This window comes from Kitasatospora sp. NPDC058046 (genome assembly GCF_042885595.1).
Taxonomy (GTDB): domain Bacteria; phylum Actinomycetota; class Actinomycetes; order Streptomycetales; family Streptomycetaceae; genus Kitasatospora.
Genome location: NZ_JBHVRS010000071.1, coordinates 1 through 1434 on the forward strand (window position 1 = coordinate 1; position 1434 = coordinate 1434).

General features: G+C 56.1%; 1 rRNA gene. It reads left to right on the forward strand.

Annotated elements, in window-relative coordinates:
- Positions 1 to 1392 (forward strand): 23S ribosomal RNA (locus tag ACFVU7_RS45125); the annotation flags it as partial.
- Positions 1393 to 1434 lie beyond the last annotated feature (42 nt).

Here is a 1434-nt window from a genome sequence, read left to right on the forward strand (position 1 = left end):
CTGAGACCTGATGCCGAGCCGATTGTGGTGAAGTGGATGATCCTATGCTGTCGAGAAAAGCCTCTAGCGAGTTTCATGGCGGCCCGTACCCCAAACCGACTCAGGTGGTCAGGTAGAGAATACCGAGGCGTTCGGGTGAACTATGGTTAAGGAACTCGGCAAAATGCCCCCGTAACTTCGGGAGAAGGGGGGCCATTCCTGGTGACGAGTCTTGCACTCCGAGCTGGGGGTGGCCGCAGAGACCAGCGAGAAGCGACTGTTTACTAAAAACACAGGTCCGTGCGAAGCCGTAAGGCGATGTATACGGACTGACGCCTGCCCGGTGCTGGAACGTTAAGGGGACCGGTTAGCTTGGATTCGTCCAGGCGAAGCTGAGAACTTAAGCGCCAGTAAACGGCGGTGGTAACTATAACCATCCTAAGGTAGCGAAATTCCTTGTCGGGTAAGTTCCGACCTGCACGAATGGCGTAACGACTTCTCGACTGTCTCAACCATAGGCCCGGTGAAATTGCATTACGAGTAAAGATGCTCGTTTCGCGCAGCAGGACGGAAAGACCCCGGGACCTTTACTATAGCTTGATATTGGTGTTCGGTTCGGCTTGTGTAGGATAGGTGGGAGACTTTGAAGCAGCAACGCCAGTTGTTGTGGAGTCGTCGTTGAAATACCACTCTGGTCGTGCTGGATGTCTAACCTGGGTCCGTGATCCGGATCAGGGACAGTGTCTGGTGGGTAGTTTAACTGGGGCGGTTGCCTCCTAAAGGGTAACGGAGGCGCCCAAAGGTTCCCTCAGCCTGGTTGGCAATCAGGTGTTGAGTGTAAGTGCACAAGGGAGCTTGACTGTGAGACTGACGGGTCGAGCAGGTACGAAAGTAGGGACTAGTGATCCGGCGGTGGCTTGTGGAAGCGCCGTCGCTCAACGGATAAAAGGTACCCCGGGGATAACAGGCTGATCTTCCCCAAGAGTCCATATCGACGGGATGGTTTGGCACCTCGATGTCGGCTCGTCGCATCCTGGGGCTGGAGTAGGTCCCAAGGGTTGGGCTGTTCGCCCATTAAAGCGGTACGCGAGCTGGGTTTAGAACGTCGTGAGACAGTTCGGTCCCTATCCGCTGTGCGCGTAGGAGTGTTGAGAAGGGCTGTCCCTAGTACGAGAGGACCGGGACGGACGAACCTCTGGTGTGCCAGTTGTCCTGCCAAGGGCATGGCTGGTTGGCTACGTTCGGGAGGGATAACCGCTGAAAGCATCTAAGCGGGAAGCCTGCTTCGAGATGAGCACTCCCACCTCCTTGAGAGGGTAAGGCTCCCAGTAGACGACTGGGTTGATAGGCCGGATATGGAAGCCCTGTGAGGGGTGGAGTTGACCGGTACTAATAGGCCGAGGGCTTGTCCTCAGTTGCTCGCGTCCACTGTGTTGTTCTGAAACAACGACCCGC